The organism is Serratia sp. 25CWL12 (genome assembly GCF_055790885.1).
Genome location: NZ_CM147698.1, coordinates 4,403,817 through 4,420,715, shown reverse-complemented (window position 1 = coordinate 4,420,715; position 16,899 = coordinate 4,403,817). Strand labels below are relative to the sequence as shown.

Below are 16,899 nucleotides of genomic sequence, written 5' to 3'. Positions count from 1 at the left end.
CAGGCTTGCCTTTATACTACTGCCCGACTGTTTATAAACTGCCCAACTGACATGAAATGGGAAATCTCAGGTGAAGTTCGTAAAGTATTTTCTAATCCTTGCTGTATGTTGCATCTTATTGGGAGCAGCCTCGATTTTTGGCTTGTACAAATATGTCGAGCCACAACTACCAGATGTCGCGACGCTGAAAGATATACGGCTGCAAACGCCAATGCAGGTTTACAGTGCCGATGGGGAATTGATCGCTCAGTTCGGTGAAAAACGCCGTATTCCTCTCACGCTGGAACAAATCCCACCGCTGATGGTGCACGCTTTTATCGCCACTGAGGACAGCCGTTTCTATGACCACCATGGTGTAGATCCAATAGGCATTTTTCGTGCTGCCTCGGTGGCGGTGGCTTCTGGTCACGCCTCACAGGGCGCCAGTACCATCACTCAACAGCTGGCAAGAAACTTCTTCTTGAGCCCAGAACGCACGTTGATGCGAAAAATCAAGGAAGTCTTCCTGGCGATTCGTATTGAACAGATGATGAACAAGGATGAAATCCTTGAGCTGTATCTGAATAAAATCTATCTCGGTTACCGTGCTTATGGGATAGGTGCTGCCGCTTACGTCTATTTTGGTAAAGATGTCAATGAACTTACGCTCAGTGAGATGGCCACTATCGCCGGGTTGCCGAAAGCCCCTTCAACATTTAACCCGCTCTACTCTCATGATCGTGCCGTTGCACGCCGTAACGTGGTGCTATCACGTATGCTGGACGAGGGCTACATCACTCAAGCACAGTACGATCAGGCGCGTAGCGAAGAGTTAGTTGCCAATTACCATGCACCCGAGATCAATTTCTCGGCACCTTATCTTGCCGAAATGGTGCGCCAGGAGATGCTCAATCGTTACGGTGAAAACGCCTATACCGATGGCTACAAGGTCTACACCACCGTTACTAAAAAATTACAGTTGGCAGCCCAGGACGCTTTACGCAACAACGTATTGAATTATGATATGCGCCATGGTTATCGTGGCCCATCAAACGTGTTATGGAAGGTGGGTGAAACAGCTTGGGACCAGAAACAGATTGTCGAGTCGCTTAAAAACCTGCCGACTTACGGCTCGCTGGTACCCGCCGTCATTACCTTGGCAAATGCTGAGCAAGCTACCGCTATCTTGGCTGACAGCAGCAGTATCGAGTTACCGCTGTCCGGCATGCGCTGGGCTCGCCCATTTAAAAGCGATACGCAGCAAGGCCCGATACCGAAACGCGTCACCGACGTGGTTCAGGCTGGCCAACAAGTCTGGGTACGTAAGGTCAATGATAGCTGGTGGCTGGCACAGGTACCGGACGTCAATTCAGCCCTGGTTTCTATCGATCCTGACAATGGTGCAGTCAAAGCATTGGTGGGTGGTTTCGATTTCAACCAAAGCAAGTTCAACCGAGCCACCCAGGCGATGCGTCAGGTGGGCTCCAACATTAAGCCATTCCTGTATACCGCCGCGATGGACAAAGGGCTGACACTGGCCACCATCCTTAACGATGTGCCGATTACACGCTGGGATGCAGGTGCAGGTACTGACTGGCGTCCTAAAAACTCACCACCTACCTATGATGGCCCCATTCGTCTACGCCAAGGTCTAGGTCAGTCTAAGAACGTGGTTATGGTCCGCGCCATGCGCGCCATGGGGGTGGATTACGCAGCTGAATATCTACAACGTTTCGGTTTCCCGGCTGAGAATATCGTTCATTCAGAATCGTTAGCGCTGGGTTCCGCTTCATTTACCCCCATCCAGGTGGCTCGTGGATATGCCGTATTGTCAAACGGTGGTTATCTGGTTGACCCCTACTTTATTACCAAAATTGAGGACGATACGGGCAAAGCGGTGTTTGAAGCCAAACCGAAGATAGTGTGCCAAAGCTGCAACCTGCCGGTGATCTATGGTGACACTCGTCGTCCAGCCATACTTTCTGACGATAATGTGGAGAGCGTAGCGGTTTCACAAGAAGGCAGTAATGCCAATGTGCCCATGCCACAGCTTGAACAGGTTACCCCTGCACAAATACAGCAGGATAATGATCAGCAATATGCACCTCATGTGATCAGCACACCGCTGTCGTTTCTGATCCGCGATGCACTTAATAGCAATATCTTCGGTGAACCCGGTTGGATGGGGACGGGCTGGCGGGCAGGCCGCGACCTCAAACGCCATGATATTGGTGGTAAAACCGGTACCACTAACAGTTCAAAAGACGCTTGGTTCTCTGGCTACGGCCCCAATACAGTGACGTCAGTCTGGATCGGATTTGATGATCATCGCCGTGACTTAGGACGCTCAACGGCGTCTGGCGCAATTGACGATCAGATTGCAGGTGGTGAAGGGGGCGCGAAGAGTGCGCAACCTGCCTGGGATGACTTTATGAAAGTCGCCTTAGAGGATATTCCTGAACAGAAGGTCGTGCCACCGCCAGGGGTGGTCAGTGTATCCATTGATAGGAGCACTGGAAGACTGTCCAATGGCGGAGCGAATAGTCGCACGGAATACTTTATCGACGGTACTCAACCAACAGAATTCTCAGTGCCTGATGCAGGAATGACGCTCACCGAGCCTGGGGGGGAAAGCCAGGAGCTGTTCTAAAAACAGCGTTATTTATTATTCATCTACCTAAAAATGGCCAGAGCAATCTGGCCATTTATCAACGCCGATGCCCCCCACTTTGGCGGGCATCACGCAGGAACAACTCCGCCAGGAACAGTGCACTGACATTACGCGCTTCACGAAAGTCCACTTCCGACAATAAGTCCATCATGTTGGCGATAGGCCAACGTACCTGAGGTAACGGCTCGGGCTCATCCCCTTCCAGGCTTTGCGGATAAAGCTCATGGGCCAAAACAATATTCATCTGACTGGAAAAATAGGATGGGGCCATGGTCAGCTTGCCAAGGAAGTCAAAACGACCAGCACCAAAACCAACCTCTTCCATCAACTCACGATTAGCCGCTTCCAACACCCCTTCGCCAGGATCGATCAATCCTTTAGGAAAACCCAACTCATAGGACTCAGTTCCCACGGCGTACTCACGGATCAATAACAAGTCATCCCCAATCACCGGCACTATCATCACCGCTTCACGTTCCGAAGGCCGCATACGCTCATAGACCCGCCGGACACCGTTACTGAATTCCAGATCCACCGATTCAACATTAAATAACCGTGAACGGGCGACCGTTTCTACTTTCAGAATTTTAGGTTTTTGCAGGTGTTTATCCATAATTACCTCAAATAGGTTAACCACCGTCTCCCTGACTATCCCTAGGTTGATGCAATTTACAGATATACCCGTCACTAATGACGCTGCAGGGTTGTTGACTACGCTCGTTCGCCCTAGTCACATAATTATCTATGCTCCTAGGGTCCCGCTCACTTGCCGCCTACCTGCAACTTTATTGAACTTGGGTTATGGATGGTCCACGATATCCATCCCGATGGTATTTTGTTCGGGTAAGCATACGCAACCAACACACCTGCAACTGACATAACCTTAGCGATCATCAGAGCCGCCAAGCGAAAAACCAGGATCCAGAATAATAATGGTGTGTCTATCACACCGGACCAAAAATACTCAACAAATAGTGACCCTCCCCCCGCAACTTGCCTAACCTTGGGGGCAAATACCACCCTGCGGACATTGTGCGTTAATTCGAACCCCTGCTGCAACCAGCCTGAATAGTAACTCAATTTTTTTTAACAAATGTAGCCAATAGCCTATCCTTTCTATATAAATTCATTAAAACCGATAAAAAAATTAGGATAAAGACGATATAACACCTATATAAGGTTTGTTATGATCACGCAAATCAGTAACAAACGAGTGCAACCGATAACACTGCGGCTTGAAAAATGATGATGGTTATAACATGGGCACAATAGTGTTGATATTCGCCTTGGTATCAGGTTGCCTGATTGCTACTGCCTTTTATTGCTATTTGAAACGCCGTAATCGATCATCCTTGGCGGGTTTACAGTTATCGAGGAAACCCGAACGCCGGAAACTGAGCACGGAAGAGCGGCGAGCCATTGAATATTATCTCAATAAATACAATACATTATATAATACGCCATCGTCTGATTCTGCGCCCCTATCGGCCAACAAGTTGGCCCTGAATGCACAGAGTAACACCGTCTATGCTATCACTCATGCCATCACTCGCTATGGCCTGGCAAGCGATGAACCCAATAATTGGCGCTACTACCTGAATGCCGAAGAGATCCACTTACCAGCGTTTTGGGACCCCTACATTAGTACTGACAACCGTGTTGAATTAATCAAAACACAGACACTACTTCTCGTTATTTCACTTAACGGTCATTCGTTACTTAGTGATATTAATGATTCCTCTGCCGTGACGGTGATGGCTGCCACATCATCCCAAAATGCCCACATTCACCAGCACGAGAACGAATATATTGAGTTAGTGAATATTCGTCAGGAAACCCCTGAAGAACACGCCATTAACCATCCCAATGGCATAAAAGAAGCCGTTATCATCTCCACGGCTCTACTCCTGTTGTTCTTCAGTCTGATTAGCCCCATAGCCGCCACCCCCTGGATGGTTTTTATTGCCATACTGATACTCACTTGGGGGGGATGGAATCTGTTGCGACGCCCCGATGCAAGCAAACAACAAGAGATACACTGCCTACGCGGCACACTTAAGTGCTGGGGATTGTTCGGCGAATCCAACCAGGAGCAAACCAATAATATCTCCCTGGGGATGATCGATTTGATCTACCCGCCGCACTGGCAACCTTACCTGATGGAAGACCTGGGCAAAATCACCCATGTGGATATAAAGCTCAACCGGCAGGTCGTCCGCCAGGGGCGCTATCTTTCTCTACATGACGAAGTAAAAAAATTTCCTTTACAACAATGGGGCAAGAATGCCGTGCTGGCCACCAGTTCGCTGGTGATACTGTTATTACTACTGACCTACATTCCACTCAGTCTGCCAGCAAAGTTAACTAGAGCATGGTTGCAAGGCTCACAGAACATCGAAGTCACTGATGTCCAACGACTGGAAAAAACACCTCTATCAATTGGTAATATATTGAAAGTAAAGGGTAATGGAAGGTGCTACGCGCCTCTTGATCCCCGTAGCATTAAGACCCCGGATTTTGCACCTTTCGACTGTTCAGAGATCTATTGGAATAATACCGTCACACCAGTACAGCCTGAATCCGCGGTAGCTAATAAAGCCATCGCACTGCTGGGCGCCATCAATCAACAACTGCATTCAAACGGTACCAAACCAAATATTGACCCAAGACTGATCAATGCAATCGATAAGTCCGGTATGATTCTTCTGGCGGATTTTTCGGATATCATCTTAAAAACGCAAGATTTGTGTGGAGCAGAAACCGTATGTACGCGGTTAAAAAAGGCCTTGGTTAATCTGGGTAATACAAAAAACTGGGGCAGTCTGGTGAAAAATGCCAAGTCAGGTAACCTGAAAGGGGTTAACGTCCTGTTGCGGCCCATCAGCGCCGATGCACTGGAAAACCTCACCAAGGCGGTTACCTTGGCCTTTATTACTCGTGAAACACGTCAGGCATCCCAATTGCTTAGCAAAATACCCGTAGGTGGCTTTTTAATTTCCAGCGATGAGGGGAAGTCGTTGGTTGACCATCCGCCCCCACCTCAAACGTTCAATGACCCTCCTATACTCGACCAATGGTACGGATTACAGCGCCTCAGCAATCTGTTATTGCATACACAGTTCCAAGCTCAGGGAGTGATCACCAATATCTTTATTGATGCCAATGGTACCCGTCATATTGAATTGCACAGTGAACCCGATAAAGTCACTCAGTGGCGATACCTGGCTACCAGCTTGCTGTTGCTGACACTGGTGATGATTTTTGGCTACAACTCATGGCGATGGTTACAACGCTGGTATAAAAGTAAACACCGCTTGACGGATATCCAACGTTATTATGAAAGTTGCTTCAAGCCAAAATGCATTGCTAGCTCAATAGATCCGGACAAGTAGCCTCCGCTCTACTATTTGATTATGCTACGCTACTGTCATCTACCCATTATCGTTGGGCCATCCGTGACCTGCCTATGCGTGACCTACCTATGGAGTTGTGACATGGTGCCTGAATTTGACTGGTGCGATATTGAGACCGTGGTGCTGGATATGGACGGCACCTTGCTGGATTTGGAATTCGATAGCCATTTCTGGCTTACTCTGGTGCCGCAAGCGTTAAGTGCACAACGAGCCATATCCTTTGATGATGCACGTAAAATCATCCATAAAGAATATCTTGCCGTACAACACACCATGCAATGGTACTGCTTTGATTACTGGAGTGAACGGCTCAATCTCGATATCTACCAAATGACCCGTGCAGTGGGGAATCGTGCGCGTTTACGTGAAGATAGCGAACCCTTTTTACGTGCATTACGTGCTGCGGGGCATCGTACTATCCTGCTGACTAATGCCCATCCGCACAGCCTGTCAGTGAAGGTGGAACACACCGGTTTGGACCAACACCTTGATTTATTACTTTCCACCCATACATTTGGTTATCCAAAAGAAGATCAACGTTTGTGGCAGGCTGTGCATCAGCAAATCGGCTTTGATCCGCAACGTACACTGTTTGTGGATGATAGTGAAACCATTCTGGATGCCGCCCAAGCATTCGGTATCCGTTACTGTCTTGGTGTACAAAACCCGGACTCCAGTATGGCGAGTCAAACTTTCCAGCGTTACCCGTCGATGAGCGATTACCGCCAGTTGATCCCAGCGTTGGAACGGAGAGAACCATGAAAGCCAAAACTGTATCGGATGATGATGCCGTTCGCCTCGATAAATGGCTATGGGCAGCCCGTTTTTATAAAACCCGGGCACTGGCTCGTGAAATGGTCGATGGCGGAAAGGTGCACTATAACGGGCAACGTAGCAAGCCGAGCAAAGTTGTCGAAGTTAATGCCGAAATCAAGCTACGCCAAGGTAACGAAGAGCGTACCGTGATTGTCCTGGCAGTCAGCAGCCAGCGGCGGATGGCTAGCGAGGCGCAACTGATGTATCAAGAAACACTGGCCAGCATCACCAACCGCGAAAAAGTGGCATTGGCGCGTAAGATGAATGCGCTAACGATGCCACACCCGGACCGTCGTCCAGACAAGAAGGAACGACGTGATTTAATTAAATTTAAGTTTGGTGAACACGAATAACATCTTCACCATAATGAGAGAAGACCATGTCAAATCATGACCAATTGCACCGTTATCTGTTCGAAGACTACGCAGTGCGCGGTGAGCTGGTTACTGTCAGCGAAACCTATCAACACATTTTAGCCAACCATGATTACCCAGCACCGGTACAAGCACTGCTCGGTGAATTACTGGTTGCTACCAGCCTGCTCACGGCCACACTGAAGTTCGAAGGGGATATTACGGTCCAGTTACAAGGTGACGGCCCGTTAAAGCTGGCAGTGATCAACGGCAACAACCGCCAGGAGATGCGTGGTGTCGCCCGTATTGAAGGGGATATTGCTGCGGAAAGTTCCCTGCAGCAGATGCTGGGTAACGGCATTATGGTGATCACTATCAGCCCTTCGGAGGGGGAACGTTATCAGGGCATCGTCGGCCTGGAAGGCGCAACCCTGGCTGAGTGCCTGGAAGGATATTTCCGCCAATCTGAGCAATTGCCAACCCGCCTGTTTATCCGCACCGGTGAAGCCGAGGGGAAACCAGCCGCCAGCGGCATGCTATTACAAGTCTTACCTGCGGAAGAAAGGAACCCGGATGAATTTGATCATCTGGTACAGCTCACCGCCACCATTAAAAGTGAAGAACTCTTCACTCTGCCGGCGAACGAGGTGCTGTATCGTCTATACCATCAGGAAGAGGTGACATTGTATGAACCACAGGACGTTATCTTCCGTTGTACCTGTTCACGCCAACGCTGTATCGATGCGTTGATGACCCTGCCAGAGGAAGAAGTCACCACTATGTTACAACAGGATGGTAACATTGATATACATTGCGACTACTGTGGCAGCCATTACGTGTTTGATGCGTTAGATATTGCCGGTTGCCATGCGGGTAGTACCGATAATCAGCCACAGTTACACTAAAATAGTCTCACTCCCTGGCGGGTGGTCGTGATACCCGCCAGGTCCCACCGTTTACATGATTGCTTTTTTCCGTGCTCTACATCTCATAATGTAACTATAAATTTTCATTATGTTAAATATTTGATACCTATCGCTGTTACTCTGGTCTGAATGCTTACAATTAGCCGCAGAAATTCTGTGATCAAGGAGCAGTGACATGCGAGTTAAAGAATTAACCCACCATGATCTTGCCGCTTATGGGATCCATAATGCTGGTGAAATCGTTCACAATCCGAGTTATGAATTGCTGTTTAAGGAAGAAACTGACCCATCACTTGAGGGGTTTGAGCGCGGTGTCGTCACCACACTGGGTGCCGTTGCCGTTGATACAGGCATCTTTACAGGTCGTTCGCCCAAAGATAAATACATCGTCCGTGACGATACCACCCGCGATACCGTCTGGTGGGCCGACCAAGGTAAAGGCAAAAACGATAATAAACCCCTCAGCCCTGAAGTTTGGGCCGATCTGAAAAAATTGGTCACAGAGCAACTCTCTGGCAAGCGTCTATTTGTGGTAGATACCTTTTGTGGTGCCAACGAGGACACCCGTCTGAAGGTGCGTTTTATCACCGAAGTCGCCTGGCAGGCACACTTCGTGAAAAACATGTTTATCCGCCCAAGTGAAGAAGAGCTGCAAGATTTTGTCCCTGACTTTGTGGTGATGAATGGCGCCAAATGCACTAATCCAAACTGGCAGCAACAGGGAATGAATTCGGAAAACTTTGTCGCATTCAACCTGACTGAGCGTATGCAGTTGATCGGGGGTACCTGGTACGGCGGTGAAATGAAGAAAGGGATGTTCTCAATCATGAACTACCTGCTGCCACTAAAAGGCATCGCCTCCATGCACTGCTCCGCCAACGTGGGTGAGAAAGGCGATGTCGCCATCTTCTTCGGTCTGTCTGGTACCGGCAAAACCACCTTGTCCACCGATCCGAAACGTCAATTAATCGGCGACGATGAACATGGTTGGGACGATGATGGTGTGTTCAACTTCGAAGGTGGCTGTTACGCCAAAACCATCAAGCTGTCCGCCGAAGCTGAACCCGATATCTATCATGCCATCAAACGCGATGCGCTCTTGGAAAACGTCACCGTACTGGCTGACGGTACCGTGGATTTCAACGATGGTTCGAAAACAGAAAACACCCGTGTTTCTTACCCTATCTATCACATCGATAACATTGTCAAACCGGTGTCAAAAGCGGGTCATGCGACAAAAGTGATATTTCTGACTGCGGATGCCTTCGGTGTACTCCCTCCAGTATCCCGTCTCACGGCTGACCAGACGCAGTATCACTTCCTGTCCGGTTTCACCGCTAAACTGGCAGGTACCGAACGTGGCGTCACCGAGCCTACCCCGACCTTCTCTGCTTGTTTCGGTGCGGCATTCCTCTCTTTGCACCCAACACAATACGCAGAAGTGTTAGTTAAACGTATGCAAGCGGCGGGTGCTCAGGCCTATCTGGTCAATACTGGCTGGAATGGTTCCGGTAAACGTATCTCTATCAAGGATACCCGCGGTATTATTGATGCCATCCTCAATGGCGAGATCGATAAAGCTGAAACCATCACGCTGCCAATTTTCGATTTGGCGATGCCAATAAGCTTACCGGGTGTTGATCCGGCTATTCTCGACCCTCGTGCGACCTATGCCAGCATAGAGCAATGGGAAGAGAAAGCGCACGATCTAGCCAACCGCTTTATGACCAACTTCGATAAATACACCGATACACCTGCTGGGGCGGCACTGGTCAGTGCTGGTCCGAAACTGTAATCCCCACTGGCAGGGCAATGGTTGCCCTGCCACTTTAATCAACTTGAGGATGTTTTTGCCGAAAATACAGCAGAACGCTGTGTTTAGACGTTTTCTCTCACTGATGAAAGCCCTTGGGTGGCTTCTTTTTTGTCTATCAGCAAGGGAATATATGCACGGATACGCAAGCCTCCACGCTCACTGGCGCCGATCTCCAACTCACCCACATGGGCATCAATAATCCGCTGAACGATCGCCAACCCCAACCCTGTGCCACTGGTGCTGCGCGCACTATCGCCACGCACAAAAGGCTGTAACAAATGCGGCAACTCTTCTGGCTTAATGCCTGGGCCGTCATCCTCAACCTGGAACCAACCACGTTGTAACTCTCGCCCACTACTGACTCTGATCCAGCCGTTACCATAACGCGTAGCGTTGACCACCATATTGACTACCGCTCGTTTAATCGATAACGGATGCACATTTACCCTCAGTTCATCCGGCAAGATATCCGTTTCAATGATCCGCTCATAGCCACTTTCTACCGCGACAACTTCGCCCAGAATGCAATTCAAGTCACAAACTTCTGTCTGCATTTCCTGACCGGTACGCAAGTAATCAATAAACTGTTCGATAATCGCATTACACTCTTCGATATCTTTATTGATCGACTCCGCCAGATAACCATCTTCGACACTCATCATTTCCGTTGCCAGGCGGATACGCGTCAATGGGGTACGCAGATCATGGCTCACCCCCGCCATCAACAAGGTACGATCATCGGCGAGTTGCTTCACTCCAGAAGCCATCTGATTGAAAGCTCGCGTCACTGAACGAACTTCAGAAGCACCATATTCACGCAACGCTGGGGGAATAATACCTTTCCCCACCTGTAAAGCCGCGTGTTCAAGCTCCACTAGAGGGCGGTTCTGAATACGGATAAATAACCATGCCCCGCCTATCGCCAATAACATGATAGCCAAGGTGTAGCGGAATAAGGGTGAGAAATCCCCTTGATGGATTTCAGTTAACGGAACACGCACCCAAATATCCGGTTGCAACCAGGTTTTCAGCCAAACTACCGGTGAGTTTTTGTTGACCTCGACACGCACATCCGTCGGCCCACCCAACTGTTGTGCCATCTGCTGACTCAGGAATTGGTAATGTTGCGCCCAACGCAACCCACTCTCCTGTGCCGCCGCATCGGTATACAGCGAAATACCCAACTCGCGATAGATTTCGCGCCGGAAAGCCGGTGGCACTTCCAGTAATGTGCCATCCTCCAGTTGCAGACGGTCAGTCATCAGCATACGGACTTCATAAGCCAACACTTTATTAAACTGCTGCAGACTGGGCAGGATCGCGAAATTAAGCACCACCAGATAGGTCGTCACCAGGCTGACAAACAGCAAGGTGACGATCAATAACAACGTGCGGGCAAACGAACTGCGTGGAGAAAAAGGCAATCGCCTCATGGCTTACTGCCATCCGGCACAAAAACGTAGCCAAGCCCCCACACGGTCTGGATATAGCGTGGATGTGCCGGGTCTAGTTCTACCATACGGCGCAGGCGCGAAATCTGCACATCAATCGAACGCTCCATCGCACTGTATTCGCGACCTCGGGCAAGGTTCATCAATTTATCACGTGACAGCGGTTCACGAGGGTGGATCACCAACGCCTTGAGTACCGCAAATTCACCGCTGGTCAATGGCATAGGCTGATCCTCACGGAACATTTCGCGCGTACCAAGATTCAGTTTGAATTTACCGAAGGCAATCACCGCTTCTTCCTGAGACGGCGCCCCAGGTAATTCATTGCCCTTACGGCGCAACACCGCACGGATACGCGCCAGCAATTCACGCGGATTGAAGGGTTTCGGGATATAGTCATCTGCGCCAATTTCCAGACCGACAATACGATCAACCTCTTCACCTTTAGCGGTCACCATAATGATCGGCATCGGGTTGCTCTGGCTCCGCAGGCGACGGCAAATAGACAAGCCATCTTCCCCAGGAAGCATCAGGTCCAGAACCATCAGATGAAAAGACTCACGCGTCATCAAACGATCCATTTGTTCCGCATTGGCTACGCTACGAACCTGAAAACCCTGCTCAGTTAAATAACGCTCTAATAGCGAACGCAAGCGCATGTCATCATCGACCACCAGAATTTTATGGTTCTCTTGCATTGTCTCACTCCCAAAGGCTGAATTGCCGGATTATAGGCTGTGCTCCGCACTTATACATCGATATGACGCCAATATACTGACAACTATACGCTGTTGAAGTTGCACGATGTCTCTTTTGGCAACAATCCCATATTGTTAAAAAAAACCATCATTACTGACAGCAATTACTGAGATCTATTCTAGCCGAAATTGTTACAAAGCTTATCCTTTCGTTGGTAAATGCATCAATTCGCTCCATTCTTGATGCCTGCATGGTAACCGATAGGGTTGAGCAAACACCGTTTTCTGATTTAACACCGCCGACTGGAGAAATACTATACCCACATTATTGATCCCAATTTATTCAGGTAACTACCATCGTCTCACCGCTTGAAGAAACTGGGGTATCACATGATTACTACTTTATGCGAGAATTCTGGTCATTAATGCCGATTACCCGGTGCCTGGATGGACGTTTTGATGAAAACATTGCTGATCACCCGCGAGGGTTACAACAAGTTAAAGCAGGAACTGGATTATCTTTGGCGCGAAGAACGCCCGGAAGTCACCAAAAAAGTCACCTGGGCGGCCAGTTTGGGTGACCGAAGTGAAAATGCTGATTATCAGTACAATAAAAAACGGTTACGAGAAATCGATCGCCGGGTACGTTATCTCACCAAATGCCTTGAACAACTGAAAATTGTCGATTACTCGCCACAGCAGGAAGGCAAGGTGTTTTTTGGCGCTTGGGTCGAGATTGAAAATGATGATGGCGATATTAAACGCTTCCGCATCGTGGGTTATGACGAAATTTTTGGTCGCAAAGATTACATCTCTATCGACTCGCCCATGGCGCGCGCATTACTGAAAAAAGAGGTGGGGGATACCGCCACGGTACAAACACCGTTGGGGGCTGCCTATTGGTCAATCAACGAGATCGAATATATCAGGCAGAGCGATTCATTCAGCTCTTAACCTGTGCCCCGGACTCAGAGAGAAGGGGCGATGATGCTGCTGACCCCAGCCAGACCAAAATCATCCCCTCCTATACTGAGACTGGCATTTTGCCCCAGCAATACGTATAACTGTCCCCCTATCGATTTTCGTTCCTAACAGATAACTGACTTATGACTGACCCACTAAGCCGAATTATTGCAACCGAACTGCAGGCCCGACCGGAGCAAGTTGACTCCGCTATCCGCCTGCTGGATGAAGGTAATACCGTGCCGTTTATCGCACGCTACCGTAAGGAAGTCACTGGTGGGCTGGATGACACCCAACTACGACAATTGGAAACTCGCCTGAGTTATTTGCGTGAACTGGAAGATCGCCGCCAAACCATTCTCAAATCCATTGATGAACAAGGCAAACTGACCGAGCCATTAGCCGCGGCAATTAACGCCACGCAGAGTAAAACCGAGCTGGAAGATCTGTACCTGCCTTATAAGCCTAAACGGCGCACGCGCGGGCAAATAGCCATCGAAGCTGGGCTGGAACCGCTGGCTGACTCTCTTTGGCAGGATCCACAACAACAGCCAGAACAACTGGCGGAACAGTTTGTTGATGCAGAAAAAGGGATTAGTGATGTCAAAGCGGCACTGGATGGTGCGCGCTACATCCTGATGGAACGCTTTGCTGAAGATGCCACACTGTTGGCTAAAGTCCGTCATTACCTGTGGAAAAATGCCCATCTGGTATCCAAAGTGGTGGAAGGCAAAGAAGAAGTGGGCGCTAAATTCCGCGACTACTTTGACCACCATGAACCTATTGCTCAGGTCCCCTCACACCGTGCTTTAGCGATGTTCCGTGGCCGTAATGAAGGCATACTGCAACTGACGTTAAATGCCGATCCGCAGTTTGAAGAAACACCACGTGAAAGCCAGGGGGAGCTGATTGTCATCAATCACCTCAATCTGCGGCTGAACAACGCCCCCGCAGATGCCTGGCGCAAATCCGTGGTTAACTGGACATGGCGTATCAAGGTGTTACTGCATCTGGAAACTGAATTGATGAGTACCCTGCGTGAGCGTGCTGAAGATGAAGCGATCAACGTCTTCGCCCGCAACATGCACGACCTGCTGATGGCAGCACCTGCTGGTATGCGCGCCACCATGGGCCTGGATCCGGGCCTACGTACGGGCGTCAAAGTGGCGGTGGTCGATGCTACCGGCAAGCTGGTTGCTACCGATACCGTTTATCCACATACCGGGCAGACAGCAAAAGCGGCAGAGATCGTGGCTCGCCTGTGCATCAAACACCAAGTTGAGCTGGTTGCCATCGGTAATGGCACCGCATCACGGGAAACCGAGCGCTTCTATACGCAATTGCAACAGCAATTCCCGGCAGTGAATGCACAAAAAGTGATTGTCAGTGAGGCTGGCGCTTCCGTTTATTCTGCTTCTGAGTTGGCTGCGCTGGAGTTTCCAAACCTCGATGTATCGCTACGGGGAGCTGTTTCCATCGCCCGTCGCTTGCAAGATCCGCTGGCGGAACTGGTAAAAATCGATCCTAAATCGATCGGTGTTGGTCAATACCAGCACGATGTCAGCCAGAGCCAGTTGGCGAAAAAGTTGGACTCGGTGGTAGAAGATTGTGTGAACGCGGTGGGTGTTGACCTCAATACCGCTTCGGTACCGTTATTGACGCGTGTAGCCGGTCTCACTCGCATGATGGCGCAAAACATCGTCACTTGGCGTGATGAGAATGGTCGCTTCAGCAACCGCGAGCAGTTGCTGAAAGTCAGTCGTTTAGGGCCAAAGGCCTTTGAACAATGCGCTGGCTTTTTACGCATCAACCACGGGGATAACCCGTTGGACTCCTCAACGGTTCACCCAGAAAGTTATCCGGTGGTAGAACGTATTCTTGCCGCAACTCAGCAAGCATTGCAGGATTTGATGGGTAACCCCAATGCAATTCGCACTCTCAAAGCCAGTGACTTTACCGATGAAAAATTCGGTGTTCCCACCGTCACCGATATCCTCAAAGAGTTAGAGAAACCCGGGCGTGACCCTCGCCCAGAGTTTAAAACGGCACTCTTTGCTGAAGGTGTAGAAACGCTCAATGATCTGCAGGTTGGCATGATCTTGGAAGGCTCAGTAACCAACGTCACTAACTTTGGTGCCTTTGTTGATATTGGTGTTCATCAGGATGGCTTGGTCCATATCTCATCGTTAGCGGATAAGTTCGTTGAGGATCCGCATACTGTGGTGAAAGCCGGTGACATCGTTAAAGTGAAGGTCATGGAAGTCGATTTGCAGCGTAAACGTATCGCGTTGAGCATGCGCCTTGATGAACAACCCGGTGAAGGTTCAGCTCGCCGTGGCGGCGGTAACAATAGCCCTGCCACGCGTACCCCCCCTGCCCGAGCCGCAGACAACAAAGCCAAGCCACGTAACAGCTCACCAGCCGGCAACAGCGCCATGGGCGATGCACTGGCCGCAGCTTTTGGCAAAAAAAGTTAAACCGATGCAATAGCCCGTTGCCGCCAATACCGCGGCAACGGGCCTAACGACGGTATCACTCACTGTAATCCAGTCCAGCCAGCAAAACCGCACCAGCCACGGGCACAATTGCATGAGGTATATTGACGTCAAACTGGGGTGTGCTCCAATCTGACGACTTTAGACCTATAGTGCGACAGCTTCCGCCTTCTTCCAGGAATCAAGCGCCTGAACTTGCATGAACCATCGCTGGAGATTGAGCAGATTTGCCAAGGGGAGTTTGGCGCTATGTATATTAGCTAACGGTGCAGCTATAGCGAGGTCGGCGAGTGAAACGCCGCCCTGGCAAATCCATTCACGATGACTGAGATGCTCGTCAAGAACTTTCGCAGCCTCAGCCAAAAGCAGCTCTCCGCGAGAAACCTCAATCGGGTCAGGTGACCCGATTCCAGCCAACGATTTAATCGAGTTCTCCCAGTTAAGAATACTGATGCCAGGCATGAAATCTTGTCCGCACCAAAAGAGCCAACGGTTAACATCAGCACGGGCTCGAGGATCAATAGGATAAAGAGTTTGACCTGGGGTAATATCTGCCAAGTACTGCATAATTGCGTAAGACTCCCAAAGAACCAATCCATCATGTTCGAGAACTGGAACCCGATGATTAGGATTAAGTTTCAGAAATTCAGGGGAGTTCTGCTCTCCCTTAAACAGATTTACCAACGCGAGTTCGACTTTTATGTCGAGATGATGGGTGGTCATAAGTACTCGGCGGCTGCAAGTTGAGGCTGGATGATAATAAAGACGCATGGTTCTGGTTCCTTGTTTAGTGGCCTAAGCCGCCATTATATCTAAGCAACTGACAGAAAATGTCAGTAGTGATGCGTATACCATCGCCAAATTGCCCTTGCAAGGATTGAATTACACAAGTTCTTTCTTTTGTGCTGTTGCTTTTACATTTGATAATCATTCTCATTAGTATTAGTCTGTTCTTTACTCAATGGTCGGAGTAGAATGCCCTAACCAACTTACCTTCACTTTATCAATGCAGGTAGCCTGGGTAACAAAGGGTTCTGAACACAGTGTTCCAGCGGAAAAGAGCGATCATTAAGAAGGTAATATGAATCTTCTTCCTAAACAGACATATAAAATCACCGGTTTCTCCAGCGAAATCAGCCCGGCCTATCGCCAGAAACTCCTGTCACTGGGAATGTTGCCCGGCTCGCTATTTAACGTCGTGCGGGTGGCACCACTGGGTGATCCCATTGAAATAAAAACTCACCGCGTCAGCCTGGTGCTGCGGAAAAAAGATTTAGACCTGATTCTGCTTGAGAATCAACCGTAGCAGGATATCCGC

The 16,899-nt window shown here is 49.4% G+C and carries 13 protein-coding genes; 9 read left to right on the top strand and 4 right to left on the bottom strand.

Annotated features, from left to right (window positions below):
- Positions 1-70: 70 nt before the first annotated feature.
- Positions 71-2,629: a peptidoglycan glycosyltransferase/peptidoglycan DD-transpeptidase MrcA gene (gene mrcA, locus ACX9GV_RS19190; protein ID WP_473196572.1), complete on the top strand. Its 2,559-nt coding sequence runs from the start codon at positions 71-73 to the stop codon at positions 2,627-2,629.
- Positions 2,630-2,687: 58 nt separating this feature from the next.
- Here mrcA and nudE read toward each other — a convergent pair whose 3' ends face one another.
- On the bottom strand, positions 2,688-3,263 hold the full coding sequence (gene nudE / locus ACX9GV_RS19185; RefSeq protein ID WP_023489039.1) for an ADP compounds hydrolase NudE: 576 nt from the start codon (positions 3,261-3,263) through the stop codon (positions 2,688-2,690).
- Between the two features lie 646 nt (positions 3,264-3,909).
- On the opposite strand from nudE, the gene ACX9GV_RS19180 reads away from it, so the two are divergent.
- The 5 genes from ACX9GV_RS19180 (at position 3,910) to pckA (ending at position 9,953) form a co-directional block, all read left to right on the top strand.
- Complete coding sequence (locus tag ACX9GV_RS19180) at positions 3,910-6,042, top strand: IgaA/UmoB family intracellular growth attenuator (RefSeq protein WP_473196571.1); 2,133 nt, start codon at positions 3,910-3,912, stop codon at positions 6,040-6,042.
- Between the two features lie 102 nt (positions 6,043-6,144).
- Positions 6,145-6,825: a GMP/IMP nucleotidase gene (gene yrfG / locus ACX9GV_RS19175; RefSeq protein WP_473196570.1), complete on the top strand. Its 681-nt coding sequence runs from the start codon at positions 6,145-6,147 to the stop codon at positions 6,823-6,825.
- Positions 6,822-7,232, top strand: a complete 411-nt coding sequence (gene hslR / locus ACX9GV_RS19170) for a ribosome-associated heat shock protein Hsp15 (protein ID WP_473196569.1) — start codon at positions 6,822-6,824, stop codon at positions 7,230-7,232. Before yrfG ends, hslR begins: the two co-directional genes overlap by 4 nt.
- 26 nt (positions 7,233-7,258) lie before the next feature.
- Positions 7,259-8,137 (top strand): Hsp33 family molecular chaperone HslO, encoded by an 879-nt coding sequence (gene hslO, locus ACX9GV_RS19165; RefSeq protein WP_473196568.1) that lies wholly within the window; start codon positions 7,259-7,261, stop codon positions 8,135-8,137.
- 196 nt (positions 8,138-8,333) lie between these two features.
- Positions 8,334-9,953 carry a phosphoenolpyruvate carboxykinase (ATP) gene (gene pckA / locus ACX9GV_RS19160; protein ID WP_473196567.1) on the top strand — a complete coding sequence of 540 codons (1,620 nt, stop codon included), beginning with the start codon at positions 8,334-8,336 and terminating at the stop codon, positions 9,951-9,953.
- Positions 9,954-10,036: 83 nt separating this feature from the next.
- Here pckA and envZ read toward each other — a convergent pair whose 3' ends face one another.
- Complete coding sequence (gene envZ / locus ACX9GV_RS19155; protein ID WP_473196566.1) at positions 10,037-11,407, bottom strand: two-component system sensor histidine kinase EnvZ; 1,371 nt, start codon at positions 11,405-11,407, stop codon at positions 10,037-10,039.
- Positions 11,404-12,123 (bottom strand): osmolarity response regulator transcription factor OmpR, encoded by a 720-nt coding sequence (gene ompR, locus ACX9GV_RS19150; RefSeq protein WP_023490569.1) that lies wholly within the window; start codon positions 12,121-12,123, stop codon positions 11,404-11,406. Before ompR ends, envZ begins: the two co-directional genes overlap by 4 nt.
- A 459-nt stretch (positions 12,124-12,582) precedes the next feature.
- Between ompR and greB the strand changes: the two genes are divergently transcribed.
- A complete protein-coding gene (greB, locus tag ACX9GV_RS19145) occupies positions 12,583-13,077 on the top strand; it encodes a transcription elongation factor GreB (RefSeq protein ID WP_473196565.1) in 495 nt (164 codons plus the stop codon).
- 152 nt (positions 13,078-13,229) lie between these two features.
- Positions 13,230-15,563, top strand: a complete 2,334-nt coding sequence (locus tag ACX9GV_RS19140) for a Tex family protein (protein WP_473196564.1) — start codon at positions 13,230-13,232, stop codon at positions 15,561-15,563.
- A 165-nt stretch (positions 15,564-15,728) separates the two neighbouring features.
- Here ACX9GV_RS19140 and ACX9GV_RS19135 read toward each other — a convergent pair whose 3' ends face one another.
- Positions 15,729-16,352, bottom strand: a complete 624-nt coding sequence (locus tag ACX9GV_RS19135) for a glutathione S-transferase family protein (protein ID WP_473196563.1) — start codon at positions 16,350-16,352, stop codon at positions 15,729-15,731.
- 310 nt (positions 16,353-16,662) lie between these two features.
- On the opposite strand from ACX9GV_RS19135, the gene feoA reads away from it, so the two are divergent.
- Positions 16,663-16,887, top strand: coding sequence for a ferrous iron transporter A (feoA, locus tag ACX9GV_RS19130; RefSeq protein WP_023490085.1), 225 nt, complete (start codon positions 16,663-16,665; stop codon positions 16,885-16,887).
- The last annotated feature ends 12 nt before the right edge of the window (positions 16,888-16,899 follow it).